The organism is Idiomarina solivarensis, from assembly GCF_033052755.1.
Taxonomy (GTDB): domain Bacteria; phylum Pseudomonadota; class Gammaproteobacteria; order Enterobacterales; family Alteromonadaceae; genus Idiomarina.
In genome coordinates this window covers 26,514-44,725 of the sequence record NZ_JAVFHZ010000008.1, presented here as the reverse complement: position 1 = coordinate 44,725, position 18,212 = coordinate 26,514, and the positions used below count along the sequence as shown (strand labels likewise).

The 18,212-nt window shown below is 45.9% G+C and carries 21 protein-coding genes and 1 other RNA gene; 5 read left to right on the top strand and 17 right to left on the bottom strand.

Annotated features, from left to right (window positions below):
- Position 1 precedes the first annotated feature (1 nt).
- From htpG to RBK99_RS12240, 14 genes are all read right to left on the bottom strand, one after another.
- Positions 2 to 1,915, bottom strand: coding sequence for a molecular chaperone HtpG (htpG, locus tag RBK99_RS12305; RefSeq protein WP_317504896.1), 1,914 nt, complete (start codon positions 1,913 to 1,915; stop codon positions 2 to 4).
- 65 nt (positions 1,916 to 1,980) lie between these two features.
- On the bottom strand, positions 1,981 to 2,586 hold the full coding sequence (recR, locus tag RBK99_RS12300) for a recombination mediator RecR (RefSeq protein WP_317504895.1): 606 nt from the start codon (positions 2,584 to 2,586) through the stop codon (positions 1,981 to 1,983).
- 18 nt (positions 2,587 to 2,604) lie between these two features.
- Positions 2,605 to 2,931: a YbaB/EbfC family nucleoid-associated protein gene (locus tag RBK99_RS12295; protein WP_011235080.1), complete on the bottom strand. Its 327-nt coding sequence runs from the start codon at positions 2,929 to 2,931 to the stop codon at positions 2,605 to 2,607.
- Between the two features lie 31 nt (positions 2,932 to 2,962).
- On the bottom strand, positions 2,963 to 4,879 hold the full coding sequence (dnaX, locus tag RBK99_RS12290; RefSeq protein ID WP_317504894.1) for a DNA polymerase III subunit gamma/tau: 1,917 nt from the start codon (positions 4,877 to 4,879) through the stop codon (positions 2,963 to 2,965).
- Between the two features lie 25 nt (positions 4,880 to 4,904).
- On the bottom strand, positions 4,905 to 5,438 hold the full coding sequence (locus tag RBK99_RS12285; protein WP_317504893.1) for an adenine phosphoribosyltransferase: 534 nt from the start codon (positions 5,436 to 5,438) through the stop codon (positions 4,905 to 4,907).
- A 14-nt stretch (positions 5,439 to 5,452) separates the two neighbouring features.
- Complete coding sequence (locus tag RBK99_RS12280) at positions 5,453 to 5,830, bottom strand: response regulator (protein ID WP_317504892.1); 378 nt, start codon at positions 5,828 to 5,830, stop codon at positions 5,453 to 5,455.
- Between the two features lie 224 nt (positions 5,831 to 6,054).
- A complete protein-coding gene (locus RBK99_RS12275; RefSeq protein ID WP_317504891.1) occupies positions 6,055 to 6,810 on the bottom strand; it encodes an HvfC family RiPP maturation protein in 756 nt (251 codons plus the stop codon).
- Entirely contained in the window at positions 6,803 to 7,612 is an 810-nt protein-coding gene (locus RBK99_RS12270; protein ID WP_317504890.1) for an HvfB family MNIO-type RiPP peptide maturase, read from the bottom strand. The genes RBK99_RS12275 and RBK99_RS12270 overlap by 8 nt, the downstream gene beginning before the upstream one ends.
- Positions 7,613 to 7,683: 71 nt before the next feature.
- Positions 7,684 to 8,982, bottom strand: a complete 1,299-nt coding sequence (locus RBK99_RS12265) for a tetratricopeptide repeat protein (RefSeq protein WP_317504889.1) — start codon at positions 8,980 to 8,982, stop codon at positions 7,684 to 7,686.
- Positions 8,983 to 8,985: 3 nt separating this feature from the next.
- Positions 8,986 to 9,597: an energy transducer TonB gene (locus RBK99_RS12260; RefSeq protein ID WP_317504888.1), complete on the bottom strand. Its 612-nt coding sequence runs from the start codon at positions 9,595 to 9,597 to the stop codon at positions 8,986 to 8,988.
- 1 nt (position 9,598) lies between these two features.
- Positions 9,599 to 10,000 carry an ExbD/TolR family protein gene (locus RBK99_RS12255; protein ID WP_317504887.1) on the bottom strand — a complete coding sequence of 134 codons (402 nt, stop codon included), beginning with the start codon at positions 9,998 to 10,000 and terminating at the stop codon, positions 9,599 to 9,601.
- Between the two features lie 12 nt (positions 10,001 to 10,012).
- Positions 10,013 to 10,537, bottom strand: coding sequence for a MotA/TolQ/ExbB proton channel family protein (locus RBK99_RS12250; RefSeq protein ID WP_317504886.1), 525 nt, complete (start codon positions 10,535 to 10,537; stop codon positions 10,013 to 10,015).
- A gap of 3 nt (positions 10,538 to 10,540) precedes the next feature.
- Positions 10,541 to 11,908 carry a MotA/TolQ/ExbB proton channel family protein gene (locus RBK99_RS12245; protein WP_317504885.1) on the bottom strand — a complete coding sequence of 456 codons (1,368 nt, stop codon included), beginning with the start codon at positions 11,906 to 11,908 and terminating at the stop codon, positions 10,541 to 10,543.
- Positions 11,905 to 12,693 (bottom strand): DUF3450 domain-containing protein, encoded by a 789-nt coding sequence (locus RBK99_RS12240; protein ID WP_317504884.1) that lies wholly within the window; start codon positions 12,691 to 12,693, stop codon positions 11,905 to 11,907. Before RBK99_RS12240 ends, RBK99_RS12245 begins: the two co-directional genes overlap by 4 nt.
- A 465-nt stretch (positions 12,694 to 13,158) precedes the next feature.
- Here RBK99_RS12240 and RBK99_RS12235 point away from each other — a divergent pair, with 465 nt between their 5' ends.
- The 3 genes from RBK99_RS12235 to RBK99_RS12225 are packed head-to-tail and all read left to right on the top strand — an operon-like array spanning position 13,159 to position 14,890.
- A complete protein-coding gene (locus RBK99_RS12235; RefSeq protein ID WP_317504883.1) occupies positions 13,159 to 13,689 on the top strand; it encodes a primosomal replication protein in 531 nt (176 codons plus the stop codon).
- Positions 13,676 to 14,614 (top strand): histone deacetylase family protein, encoded by a 939-nt coding sequence (locus RBK99_RS12230; RefSeq protein ID WP_317504882.1) that lies wholly within the window; start codon positions 13,676 to 13,678, stop codon positions 14,612 to 14,614. Before RBK99_RS12235 ends, RBK99_RS12230 begins: the two co-directional genes overlap by 14 nt.
- The gene (locus RBK99_RS12225; RefSeq protein WP_317504881.1) at positions 14,615 to 14,890 is read left to right on the top strand and encodes a late competence development ComFB family protein; all 276 of its coding nucleotides are present in this window, start codon (positions 14,615 to 14,617) and stop codon (positions 14,888 to 14,890) included. It abuts the gene before it with no gap.
- An 18-nt stretch (positions 14,891 to 14,908) separates the two neighbouring features.
- Here the strand turns inward: RBK99_RS12225 and ffs are convergent.
- From ffs to RBK99_RS12210, 3 genes are all read right to left on the bottom strand, one after another.
- An RNA gene (gene ffs / locus RBK99_RS12220) (signal recognition particle sRNA small type) lies at positions 14,909 to 15,005 on the bottom strand.
- Between the two features lie 83 nt (positions 15,006 to 15,088).
- Positions 15,089 to 15,838, bottom strand: coding sequence for an enoyl-CoA hydratase-related protein (locus RBK99_RS12215; protein ID WP_317504880.1), 750 nt, complete (start codon positions 15,836 to 15,838; stop codon positions 15,089 to 15,091).
- A gap of 17 nt (positions 15,839 to 15,855) precedes the next feature.
- Complete coding sequence (locus RBK99_RS12210) at positions 15,856 to 16,947, bottom strand: ketoacyl-ACP synthase III (protein ID WP_317504879.1); 1,092 nt, start codon at positions 16,945 to 16,947, stop codon at positions 15,856 to 15,858.
- Positions 16,948 to 17,076: 129 nt separating this feature from the next.
- Here RBK99_RS12210 and RBK99_RS12205 point away from each other — a divergent pair, with 129 nt between their 5' ends.
- Positions 17,077 to 17,622, top strand: coding sequence for a YajG family lipoprotein (locus RBK99_RS12205; protein WP_317504878.1), 546 nt, complete (start codon positions 17,077 to 17,079; stop codon positions 17,620 to 17,622).
- Between the two features lie 2 nt (positions 17,623 to 17,624).
- A complete protein-coding gene (locus RBK99_RS12200) occupies positions 17,625 to 18,209 on the top strand; it encodes a peptidylprolyl isomerase (RefSeq protein ID WP_317504877.1) in 585 nt (194 codons plus the stop codon).
- Positions 18,210 to 18,212: the final 3 nt, after the last annotated feature.

The following is an 18,212-nucleotide window of genomic DNA, read 5'->3' as shown; positions in this document are numbered from 1 at the left end:
GTTATGCGTTAAGCATTAATTTATTAAGGCGAGTAACAAAAGAAGCCGGATCTTTCAGATTACCTCTTTCTGCCAGAGTCGCCTGATCCAATAATACTTCGGCCCACTCTTTAAAGGTATCTTCTTCTTTGGTCAGCATACGCTGAACTAATGGATGCTCCGGGTTAATTTCGAAGATATACTTAGTTTCAGGCACCGTTTGACCGGCGGCTTCCATAAGCTTAGCCATTTGCGTGCTCATATCATTATCATCGGTAATGATACACGCTGGGGAGTTAGTTAAGCGATTGGTGACACGCACCTTCTTCACTTTATCACCCAGGGCCTTTTCGAAACGCTCAAGGTTTTCCTTAAAGGCTTCTTCCGCTTTTTCCTGCTCAGCTTTGTCTTCTTTGTCGTCCAGCTCACCCAAGTCCAGATCACCCCGGGTGACCGACTGTAGTTGCTTTTCCTTAAACTCAGTTAAGTGGCTCATCAACCACTCATCTATACGTTCAGAAAGCAGCAGTACTTCAATGCCTTTCTTATTGAAAATTTCTAACGCAGGATTGTTTCTGGCCGCTTCGTAGCTGTCGGCCACAATGTAGAAAATCTTATCCTGACCTTCTTTCATGCGCTCAATGTAATCATCCAGACTCACAGACTGAACCGCGCCTTCATTATGAGTTGATGCAAAACGCAGCAACTCAGCAATGCGCTCACGGTTGGTGTGATCTTCTGCCGGACCTTCTTTCAGTACGTTGCCGAAGGTATCCCAGAACTGTTGATACTGTTCTTTGTCGTCTTTTGCCAGCTTTTTCAGCATTTGCAGCACTTTTTTGGTGCTACCGTTGCGCATAGCACGGGTAATTTTATTATCCTGCAGAATTTCACGCGAAACGTTCAACGGCAAATCGTTTGAATCCACCAAACCGCGCACGAAACGTAAGTAGGTCGGCATTAACTGCTCGGCGTCATCCATGATGAAGACCCGCTTCACATAAAGCTTAACGCCGTGTTGTTGTTCGCGGTTCCATAAATCCCACGGAGCGCGTTTGGGAATGTACAGCAAGTTAGTGTATTCGGTTGTGCCTTCAACTTTATTGTGGCTCCACAGCAAAGGCTCATCAAAATCGTGAGCGACCGTTTTGTAGAACTCTTTGTACTCTTCATCAGTAATATCTGACTTTTCACGAGTCCACAGTGCCTGGCCTGAGTTAACGGTTTCCCATTCACCCGGCTGACCTTCTACTTTATTGCCTTCGTCGTCCTCTGACTCCGGTACTGGTTCTTTCCACATTTGAACCGGTATGCTCAAATGTTCTGAATATTTGTTAATAATGCCGCGCAAACGATTTTCATCTAAAAACTCATCGGCATCGTCTTTCAGGTGCAAAATAATGTCGGTTCCACGGCGGGCTTTCTCAATATCCGCTATTTCGAATTCGCCTTCGCCTTGCGAGCGCCACTCAACTGCTGATGCGTCTTTTTCCAGCCCAGAGCGCGTTCTGACCGTGACTTCGTCGGCAACAATAAAAGCTGAATAAAAACCAACACCAAACTGACCGATTAACTTGCTGTCTTTTGCCTCGTCACCGGATAACTGACCGAAAAACTCTGCGGTACCCGATTTGGCAATGGTCCCCAGGTTATTCATCACATTGTCGCGGGTCATGCCAACCCCATTGTCACTGATAGTGATGGTCCGGCTGTCTTTATCAACAGAGACACGAACATGAAGGTCACTGTCGTCTCCGTACAGAGAGTTGTCGCTTAATGCTTTAAAACGCAACTTATCCGCTGCGTCGGACGCATTAGAGACCAGTTCGCGTAAGAAAATTTCTTTATTGGAATACAGAGAGTGAATCATCAGGTGAAGCAATTGTTTTACTTCTGTCTGAAATCCATGTTTTTCCATTTGACCGGCTTCCGCCATAATATATTTCTCCTGCTGTTATTACCTATGCCAATAACAATGGGGGCGCAGGAGACATTTTCAAGTCATCGGGAAAATTGTTTTCGGCCGCTGAAGGCATGACCTAATGTGGTTTGATCAACATAACCGAGCTCACCGCCGACCGGCACCCCGTGAGCTATACGGGTGGTATTAATATTTTGTTGGGCAGCAATGTCAGCAATGTAGTGCGCTGTAGCATCACCTTCTACGGTCGGATTGGTTGCCAGTACAATCTCTTCAACCGGTTCATTCTGCAATTGTCGCTCAAGCTCATCTAGCCCGATATCCGCAGGACCTATACCATCCAAAGGTGACAAATGCCCCATCAGTACGAAATAACGCCCCTGAAATTGAGAGGTTTGCTCAATAGCCAGAACATCGGCCGGTGTTTCAACAACACAAAGTACACCGTTTTCGCGGCGTATCGGGTTACTGCAAATTCGACACAATGGTTCTTCAGTTAAAGTCCGGCAACATTCGCAGTGTCCTACCTTTTCAACAGCAGACTGCAAAGATTCAGCAAGCCTTGAGGCACCACCGCGATCACGCTCAAGCAAATGAAACGCCATACGCTGTGCTGACTTTTGGCCAACCCCCGGTAGACGTTTTAGATTATCAACAAGCTGATCGATTGCCGGACTAATACTCATTACTACCTATCCCAATTCTTAGAACGGCATCTTAAAACCCGGGGGCAAACCCATGCCGCCGGTAATTTCTGACATACGCTCTTTACTGGTTTCTTCAACACGGCGCACAGCGTCATTGGTGGCTGCGGCAATTAAGTCCTCCAGCATTTCCTGGTCATCTTCCATCAGGCTTGGGTCGATACTGACCCGTTTAACATTGTGATTGCCGAGCATGGTAATTTTCACTAACCCCGCACCAGCTTCACCAGTGACTTCCATGTTCGCGACTTCTTCCTGTGCTTGCTGCATGCGCTCCTGCATTTGTTGCGCCTGCTTCATCATGTTACCCATTCCACCTTTAAACATAATTTTATTCCTCGTTTAAGCTTCTCAAAAATTAACGCGCCTGAATTGATGACTCATCAATTTGCGCTTGAAACCGTTGCTGTAATTCCTGTACACCCTCGTCGGCTTGTAATATTTGGCAAGCACGTTGATGCCGGAACTCATTAATGTGTTGTTGCACCATAAGAGGCGTTGGCTGAGTCGGTACGCCGATAGTAAACTCGACCTTAGCGCCGGGCCCTAATAATTCAGATAAAGACTCTCTGACGGCCTGACTGGTCGAATCGTTCAATAAACTTTTCTGTTCTTCTGCAACCAATATTAACCACTCATCCCCACCCATCTTCTGGAGTTCTGAGTTTAATAAGACCTGGCGGGCCAAACCGGAAATGTCCATCCCCGCAATCATAGCACTCCACTTATCCACTTCAGCAGCTTCACGGATATCATCATTTAACTCAGGAAACACGTCGTGATTGTTACCTGAGGCTGAGGTAGTTTCAGTTGCTACTATTAGTTCTGGTTCTGGTTCTGGTTCTGGTTGCGGGGCTGGCGTATTGATGCTCTCATCAACCGCAGGTTTTTCTACTGTCTGGCTGTCTTTATTTAGATTTTTTTTTTCAGTTAATTGCTCACGAACGCGCAGCAGATCAGAGACACAGGAATCGTATTGAGCCGGCTCCTCTTTCTGCTCTCCAGTATGATATGAAGGCGGCTCATTATCGTATGTTTCTGGCTCTACCGGATATTCAGGCTGTTCAGGCTCTGCGAGCTGAGGCTCAGGTTGTGGCACTTCCTGCTCGAAGTCAGTCAATTCCGAAGAGGGAATATCATTAGCCTGAGATGAATCTAATTCTGCAATATCATTATGGTCAAGGCTCACACTCTCAGCCGGCCGAAAGCTCAATAAACGCAGTAAGGTCATTTCCAGCCCACTGCGAGCATCGACAGCAAAAGGTTGCTCCCGGCGACCTTCTAGTACAATGCGATAGAAAACCTGAATCAATTCGGCAGGCATACGCCGTAGTAACGGTTTAAGTACGTCGCTGTTTTCAAATGAATTCGCAGCTCCCGGAACTTGCTGAACCAGAGCCAGTTGGTGTAACAAGCTTTGCAGCTCGACCAGCACAGAGCTCAAGTCAGGAACCATGGATACCATGCCATCGACCCGCTGCATGACCCATTCTGCATCGCCTTCGAGAACACTGTTCAGCAATGCCGCAATATCCGCAACAGGAACATTGCCCAGCATGCGCCTGACACTGTCAATGTTCACCGAACCGCCACCTTGTGCAATGGCTTGATCAGTCAAACTCAGGGCGTCGCGCATACTGCCGCGGGCAGATCGTGCCAGCAATGGCAGAGCCTCAGCATCAGCCTGAATTTGCTCCTGCGCCAATACATAATCAAGCTGCTGACTAATGTCATCCTTCGACAAAGCTTTTAAGTTAAACTGCAGACAACGCGACAGAATAGTGACAGGAAGCTTTTGAGGATCGGTCGTCGCCAATAGGAACTTTACGTGCTCCGGCGGCTCCTCAAGGGTCTTAAGCAAGGCGTTAAAACTGTGCCGCGACAGCATGTGTACTTCGTCAATAAGGTACACCTTGTAACGACCTCGGGTTGGACGATACTGAACGTTATCGAGTAACTCCCGGGTATCTTCAACTTTTGTTCTTGATGCGGCATCTATTTCAAGCAAGTCGACAAATCGTCCTTGCTCTATTTCAAGACAGGCACTGCATTGCCCACATGGAGTTGCCGTAATACCTTGCTCACAGTTAAGTGCTTTGGCCAGAATACGGGCAATCGTGGTTTTCCCCACTCCCCGGGTTCCTGTAAACAGGTAGGCATGATGCAGCCGCTGCTTAGCAAGCGCATGCTCAAGCGGTTTCAGAACATGCTGTTGCCCCACAACTTCTGCAAATTGTGAAGGCCGCCATTTTCTTGCCAGTACCTGATAACTCATAAGGCCGATTCTTGACTCTGTCTAGTTAAAACTGACATAAGGTATAGCATGCAACGCCACTCTGCTGCAATTTATCTTCACCACCTAACTCAGGCAGCGACACGACAAAAGCCGCTTCGATAACCTCGGCTCCGGAGGACGCAATGAGTTGGTTTGCTGCAACAACGGTTCCGCCCGTTGCGAGCAGATCATCGACGATCAACACCCGGTCATTTTCCGTGAGTGCGTTTTGATGCATTTGCAGTTCATCCGAACCGTATTCTAACTGGTAGCTTTGGCTTACAACTTCGCCAGGCAGTTTTCCTGGCTTACGTAAAAGCGTGAGTCCGCAGCCCATTGCGTAAGCTAATGCAGAACCAAAAATAAAACCTCGCGCTTCAATTGCTGCGATTTGAGTTATGCCTTGCCCGCTATAGCGTTGCCTTAACGTATTAATAGCTAACTGAAAAGCGTCAGTATTTTGCAATAAAGGCGTTATATCACGAAAGATGATGCCAGGTTTGGGATAGTCCTTAATAGAACCAATGGCGTCCCGGATGTCAGTTACAGTTGAATCCATGTCTTACCCTTTTATTAAGCAACAAAACGAACAGCCCATGCCTTTAACGTATCAAGAAGAAAGTCTTCCTGGAGAGGTTTCGCAAGGCACTGCGTCGCTCCTGCTTTTAACGCTTTAGGCTCTATTTCCACCATGTCTTGAGTTGACATAAATAATAATGGGCTGTGGTGATAGGCTTCTAAATCACGTAAGTTTTTCAATAAAGACAAGCCATCCATAACCGGCATTTTGTGATCAAGCAGGACAATATCAAAATACGTTTGTTTTGCCTTACTTAGGCCATCCAGCCCGTCACGTGCGATGGTCACATCGAAACCAAGCGGTTCTATCGTGCGGCAAATAGACTCAAGAGTTTTGTCTTTATCCTCGACAACGAGCAAAGTGACTGACATAAATGTCGCTTACCTGATAGTTAATGAGGATTTATTTAAGCAGAAAGTATTTGTACTAAGCGCAATATTAATGGCAAACAGCCGGCAACTAAAAATAAGCCAACAGCTATAAGCAAAAATCTTTTCCCTGCGGGTTCCTTAAAGGTTCCTGATGACATAACTTTTACCTCTCAGTGAAATCGGTGCTGATCATACTCGATCCTCCACAACGATAAAAGTTGAAATCAATTCTTTACCATTATTAATAATTGCTGCTCGGAAAAACGTTGTAACGTCTGTAATGCTCCCTGTTGCAGTTGTTCTGCAGGCCACTGGGGAAGCAATTCAGGTAGTCGTTGCAAAAAATTTCTTAATACCACTCCATTGCTATTTTGAAGCTCCGTTAACAACAGATAGGTCATAGCATTTATGCGTATAAAACGAACGCTACTCGCCGTATCGCGGAAAACAACTAAAAACCGGGGTGCCGTAAGTGGCTTTTCTGGTTGGAAGTCAGAGCCTATTTCATCAACGGGATACTCGTATGAAGCCACTATCGCTGTCGGATTAAGCCCAACGATATGATTCTCATTAAGCGGTTGTTGAAAACACGTATAGTTCTGAGGCCACGCCTTTTGCTCTGCGGCTATCTCAGCCCACTCATAGTGAGCAAGCTCCGCAGCGAAAACAAATAATTCGTCATGCTCTCTCAAATACTCAACGAAACTTTCCGCTATACCGGTAAAGTAAGGAGACTGAGATGAAAAGTTACGAAAAAATCGCTCTTTTACTTCTGACCAGGCCTGTTCTCTCGACAGCTTTTTAAGTACCGGGAAAGCATTATCAATAAAACGAAAAAGGTTATTGCGCAGAAGCCTCTGGTAGATGGCAAGACGACGACCTTCAATATCCTTAAGCCAGGTTTCTTCAACCGCCTTTTCTGGTGTCTTCAACTGCTCTACGAAGCGGTTCTGAATTTGCTTTAGTGTTTGGCTACTCATAGCGTGCTTGTATCGCTTTTATCTGTTCTAGCTCTTGGTTTAATTCTGCCAGAGAGGGAAAGTTAAAATCTCTCTCCAATAGAGTTGGATAAACCCCGTGATGCAGATAGGCGTAATCAAGCAATTCAAACACTTTATCTTTTACCTTTGCACCGTGGGTATCAATGAAAAGATCATCGTATTCCTCATGGTGTCCAGCGATATGCCCATAAATAATTCGTTCGGAAGGTAAGTCCTCGATAAATTGATAAGGATCATAACCATGATTAACACTGTTCACGAACACATTATTGACGTCCAGTAAGAGATTGCAGTCGCCAGCTTCGAGCGTTCTCTTGATAAATTCCAGTTCAGTCAATTCAGGAGCGGGGCTGGCATAGTAGGAGACATTTTCAAGAATCAAGGGCCGATTAAGGTGAGTTTGAACATCCAAAATTCGAGAACTGACATAAGAAACAGCCTCTTGCGTAAAAGGTATCGGCAGTAAATCATACAGTTGCCCGTTATGGGAACAATAACTCAGGTGCTCACTGTAAATATCCACTTTAAACTCTGCTAAGAACTGTTTTAGATCATTTAAGAAAACAATGTCTAAAGGATCCTGACTACCGATAGACAAAGACAGCCCATGAGTGGTTAGTGGGTAGTTTTCAGCAATTTTAGCCAACGTCTCTAAACGCTTCCCTTTAAACGGGATCCAGTTTTCCGGAGCGAGTTCTAGAAAATCAGCATTTATGTCGCCAGCAAGTGCCGCATCAACTAACTCATTCCTTAATCCAAGACCTGCCGAATTAGCTCTCATTATGCCCCCTGATAAAACAAAAAACCCGACACTAAGGTCGGGTTTTACTATGCAGTAAGAACAAAAAGCAATCAATCAAGTTCGATGCCTTTCCTCTTCGCAGTTGATTGAATATAGCCTTTCCAACTACGAGCACTGCGACGCTGTCCGTCAAAAGTCGCGGCTTCATCAACATAACGCATTGCCTGGCGATAATCACCTCCGTAGAAATACGCTTCTGCTAATGACATATAAATACGACCTTCTTCGTCACGAGCTAAAAAGTCTAACGCTTTCTTCAAAGGATCCGTTGCTGCGATATATTGCTGGTTTAAAATCATTAAATCGCCTTGCTTACGGTAGTACTCACCCTTGTCTTCTGCATCATCACTTAATTCTGCGGCTCTGCCATACCAAGCAACCGCTTCTTCAAGTTCTTTAGCTCTGTGATAGCTGTTCGCTACTGTCGCATAGTTTTTAGCGGTGTCTTCAATATCACCCGCTTCTATATGCTTTTCCATAGTCGCTGCAGCTTTGTAAGGAATACCTTCATTGTCATAAAGTTGCACCAACATTTTGTATTGGTTTTCTTTATCAAGGTATCCGGCCAAATACGCAACTTCCATGGTTTGAAGAGACTTTCCGTAGTTTTCTTCTAACATATAGAACTGTGCCAATTGGGGCCACCAGCTCGTCACTTCAGGAAGCTTATTTAAGCCTTCTTCCAAAATCCGAATAGCATCTGAATACATTTTACGTTCGTAATAAGACGCCATCATAAGATTGTAGATGTTTTTATTCGGCTCTTCAGAAGCTGCCATAGAAGCTCTGGCAAAAGGAATTATCTTCGCAAAGTTTTTCAGCTGATAATGCGCATTAGCCATGTACTCGAAGACTCCAGCATCGCGCTGACCTGTGAATTGAACCCACTTTCTTAGGTATTCAAGGCTTTGCTCGTACTTTTCTTCTTGTAGACTAATTTGCCCTACCAGTTTCAATCCTGCTGCTTGATCATTCCAGCCCAGTACATTCTGGTCAACGGCATCTTTTAAGATACGAAGAGCGTCACCCATACGTTCGTCAGCTGCATACAGGTTACCAAGGAAACGAGCCAAATAGGCAGAGTCGTATCCCGGCTCCGGATCTTGTTCTTCAAGAACCGCTATCGCTTCCTTAATTTTTTCCTGCTCATACAGTTCAAACGCATCCATTATCGCTCGACCAATACTTTGAGATGCGGCTTTGTTTTCACGAGCCTTTTTCTGCGCCTCAACGGTCTCTTTATCCGGAATATTGAAACCAAGATCCTGTGCCTTCGCTGGCACCGAGGTCGTCAACATGACCGAAATAAAGGCCAGGGCACTAACAAATGCTTTTGCTGTATATTTCATTTCTTAGTCCCCGCTCATTGAAAAGTCGAGCTGTACCGTCATGCCTTCCTGACTGACAGGCTTACCGTCAACAACCTTAGGCTTATACTTCCAGCGCAATAAGGCGCGACGAGCCTCACGATCAAATACTCGACGAGGTTCAGAGTCAATGACTTCAACGTCCGTCACACCACCTTGCGGAGTGATAGTAAAGCGCAGTTGCACCCAACCTTCCGTGCCATTTCTGGCCGCTGATGGCGGATAACGTGGCTCAATACGAACAATTGGCGTTGCATCGCCATCACTGTTTAGCATGCCACCCGGACCAGATAGTCCAGTATCAGCTCCACCAACATTCACATCAAAGCCCATATTCATATTCAGATTCGCATCTGACGTATCAGGCTGAGACTGTGGTTGCTGAGGTGGTTGCTCAGGCGGCGGCGGTGGCGGCGGCGGAGTACGCCGACGCTCTTGAACGTTTGAATCTGGTGGCGACGTTACGATGTCAATAACCGGCGTTGGAGGCGGCGCTTCATTACGTTTCGCCCCTCCACCGATTAAGTAAGCCATGAAAGCAAACAGAGCAAACGTAACGGCGGCACCTAGTAGTAAAGATACTAAAAAGCGCACCATATTAGTTATTCTCCGCAGCTATGGATATCTTATCGATACCCGCTTCCTTAACCTGGTCCATAACTTCGACGACGCGACCATGCTCAGCTTCTTTGTCTGCCTGGATAACAACAATGTCTGTTGGCTGCTCAGCTAACATACGTTCTATGTTCGCTCCTACACGCTCAACATCCACTTGACGTTTATCCATCCAGACTTCACCCGTATCGCGAATTGCGATAAAGATGTTTGCCGACGGTTCTTTTGTCGCCTGACTCGCTTCAGGCTTATTGACCTGAATACCAGCTTCTTTAACAAACGAGGTCGTCACGATAAAGAAGATCAACATAATGAAGACGATGTCGAGCATCGGCGTCATGTCGATCGACGCATCTTCCTCTTCTCGATTACGATTACGTGCCATAGTTTTACTCTCTTAGTGATGTGGCAAACTGTCAACAAGGCCTTCTTTCGCTCTGCGCACTCTGCTCTCGAGGCGTGTAGCGAAGAACATACCGGATAATGCTGCAACCATGCCCGCCATTGTCGGGATTGTTGCCATCGAAATACCCGATGCCATCAGACGAGGGTTACCCGTCCCTTGTACTGCCATGATTTCAAACACTGTAATCATACCAGTTACTGTTCCCAATAGACCCACGAGTGGGCATAAGGCAACACAAGTTTTAATCAACAGAATACGTGCATTCAGTTTATCGTTCGCTTCGGAGATCCATGCTTCACGGATTCTATGGGCGTACCATGAGGTGGTGTCCTTACGGGCGTCCCACTTAGCGATAATATCGTCGCGAAGTTTTGGAAACGCACCGATAAGGTACCAATAACGCTCAATCATCAGTACCCACATTAGAAAGAGCACCCCCATGACGATGAACAAAACATCGCCACCGGTAGCCAGAAAATCCCTGATAGATTCCCAAAGTTCCATCAGGTAAAGCATGGGTTACTCCTTCTCCGAATGCGCAGCTACGATACCCGCAGCCTGCTCGTCCAGAATATGAACAATAGACTTGCCGCGAGAAGCCACAATACTGTGAGCCAAAATCAATGGAATAGCTGCAATTAGACCCATAGCTGTTGTCACCAACGCCATAGAGATATCGCCTGCCATGATCTTCGGATCACCGGTACCAAACAGTGTAATAGACTGGAAAGTACCAATCATACCAACAACCGTACCCAACAGACCAAGCAGTGGTGCGATAGCCGCAAGAATCTTGATGACGTTAATGCCACTCTCAATTCGCGGAGTTTCGCGTAAAATCGCTTCGTCCAGTTTTAACTCAAGGTTTTCAGCATCAGCAGATTTGTTCTCCTGATAAACCTTCAGAATACGGCCTAAGGCGTTATTGTCTTTAGGTTGGCCTACATTTTTCAACTGAGAGCGAATTTTTCCGCCTGCTGCAGTCAATGTAACCAGTTTGAAAACAGAGATTATCAGACCCAGAATTAATACTGCGGTAATAACGTAACCAACAGTGCCACCTTGATGATAACGCTCCATCATAGTCGCTTTTTGAGTCAACAGACTTAAGATTTGCCCTTTAGACGGATCAAGATATACGCCTGCATAACCACTTTCTGTGTTGTAAAACTCTTGCGCTTGGCTGGTTGCGCCACCTTCCGGCTGACGAGGTAACGGCTGAACTTGCTCGGTTACATCGTTGTATATCAGGTACTCATCGCCTGAAATTAAGTTGAACGTACCAAGACGAATCACTTCGCGGTTTTCGACACCACCGTCAAGTAACGTAACATCGGTATTAAAACGAACAACCTTGCCTGATTCGACCATTTCAGTTAGCAGTGCTTGCCAAAGTTCTTCAAGTTCTTCCAGAGTAGGAAGTTCTTTTGCTTCTGACAGGCTTTCCAGAACGTCTTCACGACCTGGATATTGCGCACTGATGATTGAAGTTGCGATACGGCCAATGGTTTCTGTAGCAGCACCACGAACAACACCGAACATTTCTCCCAGAGTACCTTTAGCGTTCTCTAGTTCTTGTTCTTTGTTCGCTAACTTAACTTCGTTTTCAGAAAACTCTTCCTGTAAACGTTTACCACGAGCTTTCTCTTCTTTCAGTTGCTGCTCAGCACGATTTAACAAAGCTTGTTTATCGGCACGCGCTGCGGTGAACTCACGTTCACGTTCAGCATTTAACTGGCGAGAACTGACACGGTTTTTCTCAACAAGCTGCATCAGCTCATCAAGATTTTTAGCTTCGGTGTTATCCTGAGCTTGTGCAGCGAGAGTCGTACCTGCAGAAAGGGTGACTGCTGCTGCAATCATTAACGATTTAACTAATTTATTCATTCTGCACTCTCCGCTGCGAATACTGGAAGTTTCACCAGATCGTAAGCAAGTTGCTTACGTGACATACGAATCGCTTGGGTCAGAGGACGGATAAACTCGTCTTCCAAAGCAGTCCACTCATCGGTATCGTCGTTGTAGATCCAAGCATTTTGTAAGTCTAAAGACTGAGCTAAGAACGCAACACGACCCATGTGGAAATAATCAACAGCAACTTGTTCACCGTCAACTTCCAGGTTGCCCTGATAAGAATTTAGCATGCTGCCATAATCCATTTCCGCTTGATAAGCTTCGATGATTTGGCGGAACTTCTCTGATGTAGAAACGTTAGAGTTGCCCATGGTGTCGCGTAAACCGTCAACACGTTCCATACGCTTTTCACGATGGATAGGCACATCCAGCTTCACAAACTGCTCAAGCGCATCGATCATTTCATACATTAGTGGAACGACGCCCTGCTTAGTGCGTTCGATACCATCGATTTGCTTCTGCAGTGAATCCAGCGTTGCTTCCTGGTCGTTAACCAAGCGCTGAACGTGATCGTTATACATCTTCAAGTTCTCGTACTCAGCTACAACTGAGCGATACTCGATGAGAAGATCCTGGCTCTGCTCAAACAAAGAGTTAATTTTTTCCTGAGACTGAGCACCAGCTTTCAGGATTTGTTGCTCTTCGTTTTGTAGCTTTGCTACGTCTACTTGCTGTGCAGCGGCTACGCCGGTGCCAGCAAACGCCATCACACCCATAAGGGTTGCAGCGAGTTTGGTTCTTTTAATTACTTTGGTCATAGTTCCCAACCAATTTGACTTAACTTCCGCTTCAACGCCTAAGGCGCGAAACACCAGTTGTTTGAATGACGAAAAGATCTAGTTCTACATGCGATTGCTATTGCTAGAAATGCAGCAATACCAAAGAATACTCCCACGATGGCTATACGCTGTCAACCAAGTAAACCGAGTCAACCGCGCTATAACTGTCGTTTTATATCCAGTGTAGAACACGGATCTGGAGCTGTGTAATTTCCAGATATTTTCTCGGACAACATCCTGTCGTCAACTCTTTTCATACCCCAGTTTAGGTGCTTTCCTACCTAACTTTGAATATTACTCCTGCTAGAATAGTATCACTTTTTGATCTTCTAACAACACTGACTTTCTAATTTCAACGTTTTTTAAACAACTAATTTATTAACCTATATGTAATGACAGACCCTATTTCGTGACCTAAGTTCCAAATTCCTTTATTATAAAGGCATGAAAGAGATTTTAAATATAACGTCAATACAACATATTGAGCAGCTACTAACGACTTTAATAGCGCGTGCGGAGCATATTGACGGCGAAAACCGACAGAAAAAGCGTGAGCTGAGCGAAAATTGGTTCAGCACATCCCTTTTTAACCAACGCTCAAATCTTGCCGTTGATTATGTGATGGAGGCCAGGCGGATTTTTGAACAGCTTCAACATAGTCAAAATCAAGCAGCGCAGCAATATCTTGCGGAAAAGTTAGGGGCTCAACTCGAAGCACTAAACACCGCTTTCCGTGCAAATAAGCTCCCCAGTCAAAAACAAGACCATCGAATTACAGCCCAAAATCAACTTCAATCAATGCACCAACAACTGGTCACATATCGAGACTATGAAAGGCGCCTAAAAGAAAACTTGGACAACGCGGTAAACAACAATAACCCTACCCTTATTCACAGTGCTCAACAACGCCTGAATCGCTGCCAGATGGCTATCGATAATTTAGAGAAGAAGATTAGTCGCTATGAAGAAGGTTGAAGTTCCTTTTGTTTATTCACCTTTATACAGTCAACTAGACTTACCGCCCAGGCATCGTTATCCAATAGAAAAATATCGTCTATTGAAAGATTGGGCACTAAAACATGGTGCAAAAGCGAGTCAGTGGTACACGCCAGAGCCCGTTAACTGGGAACAAGTTGCACGCACGCATTGTACCGATTACTTGACCAGGCTGAGTACCAACAGCCTCGATAAGGTCGCATGGCGCCGAATTGGCTTCCCCTGGTCAGAACAATTATTACAACGCACCCTCACATCGGCCGGTGGAACGCTCCGAACAATGGAGCTGGCATTAACTCACCGTGTTGCAATACACTTTTCCGGCGGCTATCACCACGCGCACAAAGACTGGGGAAGTGGCTTTTGTTTACTCAATGATTTAGCCATAGCTTGTAACGAGATTTTACGAAAATATCCACACTTAAAGGTGGCCGTGTTAGACACCGATGTTCACCAAGGTGACGGCACTGCAACGCTATTCGAGAAAGACAGTCGAGTTTTTACGTGCTCACTTCATGGAGAACGAAACTTTCCTTTCTCTAAAGTAAAGTCTGATTTAGATCGACCGCTGAGTAAAAACACTTCTGACCGTGAGTATTTAAGTGCTTTAGGTGAAGTTCTGACATTTATAAGGAAAGAAGTTAAACCTGACATCATTCTATACGATGCCGGCGTCGATATTTATCAGCGCGACGAACTGGGTCATCTCAACATTAGTCTGGCGGGCATTTTTCAACGGGATTTTTCTGTACTAAGCTTTGCTAAGCAGCATGAAATTCCCCTGGCCGCTGTCATTGGGGGCGGTTACCAGCGCAACTTAACTCGTTTAATAAGAGCACATGCTCAGTTACTCAGAGCGGGCTATTATGTTTATACTGATGACAATCAGGAGAAGGAGGCGTAGATGAAATTTGACGATGACATTCACAATTATTACGAACGCTTAGTTGCAGACCGGGTCGAAGAGCTTGAGCTTGAAAAGCAGTACAATCAGGAGTTTCTTTCTGACCTTTGCTGCTTAGTGCTTAATCAGTTGCCTCCCCGCTACATTCGTCACGAAGTGGATATGGCTTTTTTCCTGCCACCTTCCAAACGGTTAGACATGGAAATGCAAGTGCACAAAGCAATAACGGAAGCATTAGAGTTTCTTAAGGGGAGAAAACGCCCGGACGGCGATTAATAAAAATTTGGGTGGCGACTCTACCAGCCACACCTCGGCACACACATCCCTGACTACGGCTGCTCCCTTCCGGGCCTGACCGGGTTCACCAGTTAGCGTTGCGAGGGGACCCGCAGAGTCACCATAAACGCTTTATTCAAAGCGGGCTGCATTATGAACCAGTTGCCCGCCTGACACAACCCGCAGTGAACCTTTTGCTTACTTTTTCTGCAGCTTTGACGCGATTGCCTGACGCGCTTCGTCAGAGCTTAACGCTTTAGCAAAAAATGTCGCTTCCCGACTAATGCGGTCAGCAACAGACTCAGCAGGCTGTTTTAGTAAGTGTTTGGAGACTCTTAGCGACTTGCTTGATTGCTTACGTAACTTATCAAGCGTTTCATTCACAACAATCGGCAAGCGTTCAACAGAAGAGACATGATTAACGAATCCCGCTTGTTGAGCCGACTGCGCGTCGATACTTTCGCCTAATAACAATAATTCTGCCGCTTTCTGATAACCACAAATTTGCGGCAGTAATAAACTGGATGCCGCTTCGGGTAGCAGCCCCAATTGCACAAAAGGCAACGCAAAGACGGCATCGTCACTACAATAGACAATATCACAGTGCAGCAAAAGCGTGGTACCGATACCAATAGCCAGACCATTAACAGCCGCTACTACCGGCACTTCAACGCGAGCTAACGTATGAAGAAACTGAAATGGTGGTGCCGACTCATCTAAGTTTTCAATCGATAAAAAGTCGTTTAAATCGTTACCGGCGGAAAAGCTGTCGCCGCTAGACTCGAAAAGTACCGCGTGAATCGAGTTATCTTTATCCGCCGTTTTTAACGCCTCATTGCAGGCGGTATACATGTCCTGAGTGAAGGCGTTTTTCTTTTCCGGTCGGTTCAGCCGTATCCGAACAATACCATTATCTTCTGAAATTTGAACAAGCTCTTCAGTACTCAAAGTCTGCCTCCCGTCATCTACGACTGACCGCGATTCTTCCACGCTTTTTTGGTCGCTTCGTGCATTGGAACAATTAACTCCAGGGCTGTTTTATCGCCAGCTGGCAATTCCATTTGGTTAGGCCGCTTAGGTGTTACCCTTTGCCCCCATTTAATCAGCCCTGCCCCGCAGGTCAGCCCTCCACCAAAGACCGCTGACATAATACTGTCGCCGGGTTTGATAATGCCATTGTCAGCCGCTTCAGCAAAAGCGATAGGTAACGTGGCTGAAGACGTATTCCCATAATTCTGAATGTTGATCACGGTTTTTTCACTCGGCACTTTACACATTTTGCCAAGAAAGTCGATGAGTCGCTTATTTGCCTGATGAGGGATCAGCGCGTCAATATCGTTGGTTGTCATGCCAGTTTGCTGGAAAACATTTTCGACGGCTGCGCTCATCCCTTTCACAGCCCGTTTGAAAATTTCCTGACCGACAAAATCAAATTGCATAATGCCGTCAAAGCCGAACCGGTCAAAGCTCAAGCCAAAATCAAGACTCAGGACATCGCGCGCATCCGCATCACAACTAATGTGGCTAGCCAAAAGACCAACCTCTTCATCAGATGCTTCCAGCACCATAGCGCCAGCTCCATCACCGAACAGCACCGCGCTTTCACGCTTGGTCCAATCAAGAATACGAGTTAGTCGCTCAGCGCCAATTAACAATACTTTTTTGTGCGCACCTGTTTTTATCCCTTGCGTAGCAACGTGCATAGCATATAAAAAACTACTACAGGCAGCGTTCAAATCGAATGCCGCGGCATCTTTTGCGCCAATATTTCGTTGTACTGCAGAGGCAACATTAGGAATAATTTCATCGGCAGTACAAGTGCCCACAATAATTAAATCTAATTCATTTGGATCTAAGTCTGCGGCTGCCAGCGCATTCCGCGCAGCAACAGTAGCCAACTCGGAGGTACCGACATGGCTCACTCGTCGTTCGGAAATTCCTGTTCTCGACACAATCCATTCGTCGGATGTCTCCAGAAAGGTTGCAAGATCATCATTGGTCATTACAGCCGGCGGCAGACACTTTCCCCAACCGGTAATTTCAGCAAATTTAGTCACGGCAAAACCTTTTACTTCTGTCGGCTAGTATCGGCATAATGATAGGGTGTTTTATGACAATACCGTTTCACCGTATAATAGCACGAATCGACGTCAGGTGAATGACTGCCAGAAAAAAGGATAACTCACATGTTTCGAACATTAGTTGCCGTAAGTTTTACACTTATTCTTAGCGCTTGCCAGAGTCAGCCTGACCCACTGATCATTAGTGCCAACACAGTTGTTGATACACTAAATACTCAGGTTAACCAGTTAAAGGTTGCGGATAAACGCACGTATTCCTACTTATACCGTCATAAGAAAAAGCAGGACAAAGCGGTATTTGCAGCACCTCAGCAACCTTTAACCAGTATCGTTGAAGAAGCATTACAACCAGTGACCGGCTCATACAGCAACACCGGACTCACCTGGTATGTCACTATTGAAAAAGCGCTTATCGAAGCAGAATTACATACCTTGAAATACGAGCTCGAACACAACATCACTCTTCGGGTAGAAGCCACTCGTGATAATCGCCGCTATAGCAACTTTTACTCCGGAACCTACAACTCTTCCGGAGCGATGAAGCCGGCTCAGGCCACCATCGAGCGTCAATTCAAGCAACTGTTAAACTCAGTACTGACGGATATTGCGAAAGATCCTAAACTGCGGTTACCGGAACAAGAGGACTTTTAAAGATGAAATGGCTACGTTATTTTTCGGCAATTATTGCTGTTTTATTTATTAACCTGAGCTATGCCGAAATCCAGCCAGACAACCCCTTCCCACGCGTCAAGATGGTGACATCAATGGGGAATATCGTGGTTGAATTAAACCGGGACGCAGCACCGATAACCGTTAAAAACTTTTTTCGCTATGTAAAAAAAGCACAGTATAACAACACCATATTCCATCGTCTGGTCCCGGGCTTCGTTATTCAGGGCGGTGGGTACAACCAGGAGTTTCAACCCGAACCGGTCTTTGAAAAGATTGTGAATGAGTCGGGTAACGGTTTAAAAAACGAATACGGTACCATCGCGATGGCCCGTGAACGCGAGCCCCACTCAGCTACCCGTCAGTTTTTCTTTAACTTAAATGAAAACACCTCACTTGACCCTGGCAAGGGCGACTGGGGGTATACGGTTTTTGGACATATCGTTGAAGGTCTGGATGTGCTGGAGGCCATGGCGGCAATAGAGTCTCAACCATTCAGTGATGAGATTGGCTGGGCCGATGTACCGGTTAATCCACCTGTTTTACAACGCATTGAAGTGATACCCTAGAGC

What these genes read in the sequence shown, in the direction of transcription:
- RBK99_RS12225 (WP_317504881.1), top strand. Translation starts at nt 14,615, where the DNA reads ATGAAATTTGACGATGACATTCACAATTATTACGAACGCTTAGTTGCA.
- RBK99_RS12260 (WP_317504888.1), bottom strand. Translation starts at nt 9,597, where the DNA reads ATGGTGCGCTTTTTAGTATCTTTACTACTAGGTGCCGCCGTTACGTTT.
- RBK99_RS12270 (WP_317504890.1), bottom strand. Translation starts at nt 7,612, where the DNA reads ATGAGAGCTAATTCGGCAGGTCTTGGATTAAGGAATGAGTTAGTTGAT.
- RBK99_RS12265 (WP_317504889.1), bottom strand. Translation starts at nt 8,982, where the DNA reads ATGAAATATACAGCAAAAGCATTTGTTAGTGCCCTGGCCTTTATTTCG.
- RBK99_RS12285 (WP_317504893.1), bottom strand. Translation starts at nt 5,438, where the DNA reads ATGGATTCAACTGTAACTGACATCCGGGACGCCATTGGTTCTATTAAG.
- dnaX (WP_317504894.1), bottom strand. Translation starts at nt 4,879, where the DNA reads ATGAGTTATCAGGTACTGGCAAGAAAATGGCGGCCTTCACAATTTGCA.
- RBK99_RS12280 (WP_317504892.1), bottom strand. Translation starts at nt 5,830, where the DNA reads ATGTCAGTCACTTTGCTCGTTGTCGAGGATAAAGACAAAACTCTTGAG.
- recR (WP_317504895.1), bottom strand. Translation starts at nt 2,586, where the DNA reads ATGAGTATTAGTCCGGCAATCGATCAGCTTGTTGATAATCTAAAACGT.
- RBK99_RS12200 (WP_317504877.1), top strand. Translation starts at nt 17,625, where the DNA reads ATGAAATGGCTACGTTATTTTTCGGCAATTATTGCTGTTTTATTTATT.
- RBK99_RS12205 (WP_317504878.1), top strand. Translation starts at nt 17,077, where the DNA reads ATGTTTCGAACATTAGTTGCCGTAAGTTTTACACTTATTCTTAGCGCT.
- RBK99_RS12240 (WP_317504884.1), bottom strand. Translation starts at nt 12,693, where the DNA reads ATGACCAAAGTAATTAAAAGAACCAAACTCGCTGCAACCCTTATGGGT.
- RBK99_RS12250 (WP_317504886.1), bottom strand. Translation starts at nt 10,537, where the DNA reads ATGCTTTACCTGATGGAACTTTGGGAATCTATCAGGGATTTTCTGGCT.
- RBK99_RS12295 (WP_011235080.1), bottom strand. Translation starts at nt 2,931, where the DNA reads ATGTTTAAAGGTGGAATGGGTAACATGATGAAGCAGGCGCAACAAATG.
- RBK99_RS12245 (WP_317504885.1), bottom strand. Translation starts at nt 11,908, where the DNA reads ATGAATAAATTAGTTAAATCGTTAATGATTGCAGCAGCAGTCACCCTT.
- RBK99_RS12235 (WP_317504883.1), top strand. Translation starts at nt 13,159, where the DNA reads ATGAAAGAGATTTTAAATATAACGTCAATACAACATATTGAGCAGCTA.
- RBK99_RS12275 (WP_317504891.1), bottom strand. Translation starts at nt 6,810, where the DNA reads ATGAGTAGCCAAACACTAAAGCAAATTCAGAACCGCTTCGTAGAGCAG.
- htpG (WP_317504896.1), bottom strand. Translation starts at nt 1,915, where the DNA reads ATGGCGGAAGCCGGTCAAATGGAAAAACATGGATTTCAGACAGAAGTA.
- RBK99_RS12255 (WP_317504887.1), bottom strand. Translation starts at nt 10,000, where the DNA reads ATGGCACGTAATCGTAATCGAGAAGAGGAAGATGCGTCGATCGACATG.
- RBK99_RS12230 (WP_317504882.1), top strand. Translation starts at nt 13,676, where the DNA reads ATGAAGAAGGTTGAAGTTCCTTTTGTTTATTCACCTTTATACAGTCAA.